The sequence below is a fragment of the Bartonella sp. AA2SXKL genome (assembly GCF_042197205.1).
GTDB lineage: Bacteria > Pseudomonadota > Alphaproteobacteria > Rhizobiales > Rhizobiaceae > Bartonella.
The window spans coordinates 1-933 of sequence record NZ_JBHIRN010000077.1; the positions used below are offsets into that span (position 1 = coordinate 1).

Here is a 933-nt window from a genome sequence, read left to right on the forward strand (position 1 = left end):
TGCTTAAAGGACCTTTAAAAGTCGATGGTGATCTTGTTTATACCAAGGCGCAAGTGGATGCTTTATTAGATTCTTTAATCAAAAAACGTAAAGAAGAATACGTTGAAATTACCATGCTGCAGAGTGGCAATATTCCCTGGCCTGACGGTGTCTCAGATGATACGGAAATTGAAATTACGGCTTGGGGAGCTGGCGGTAGCGGTGGTCAACGTGGAGGTGGTGGTGGCGGTGAATGTGTTACTCTAAAAATTCAAAAACGCCAATTGCAGAATAATGACGGGATAACGATAGGAAAAGGCGGATATGGAAATGGTGGGAATGGTGGCAATACATTAGTGGGGTCTGTTCTTACAGCTCGCGGGGGCAAGGGAAATAACGGTTATATTGGTGGGAATAGTGGCGGTGGTGTTTCAGGTGGTAGTGGCTCTATGTCCAACAACGAGAGTGGTTTTTCAGGAAAAAGCCATGCATGGCATGGAGGAGGAGGCGGTGGCGGTGGTACCAATAATGGTCGTGGTGGCAATGGGGGGGATAGTAGCTATGGTGGTGCAGGTGGAGGTGGTAGTGGAGGTGATGGTCGTGTACCTAATAATGGAGGGAATGGTGGAAAAAGCCAGTATGGTGGCAATGGAGGAAACGGCGCTGGATTAGGCAAAGGCGGTGGCGGTGGCGGCGGGTATCGAGATGGCGAGGATGGAACAGCAAGTGGTGCTGGACGGGGTGGAGATGGTGCAGTTAAATTAAAGGTTTTTGTATAAGTTTTTAAAGGCTTTATATGATTTTCAAAGCCTTTTTATTGATCTTTCAAAGCCCTTTTAAAGGTTTTTTTTGACTGACAGTGTCAGACTTATGAAAGGGAGCTCTTGTTGTTATGTTTTCTCCATTGATTTGGAGAGCAAAATGGCAATAGAATTTAAACTTCGTATTCACTTT

At 45.6% G+C, this 933-nt stretch carries 1 pseudogene; it reads left to right on the forward strand.

The window, feature by feature from the left end:
* Nucleotides 1-758, forward strand: a pseudogene (locus tag ACFINS_RS09840) (hypothetical protein); the annotation flags it as partial.
* Nucleotides 759-933: the final 175 nt, after the last annotated feature.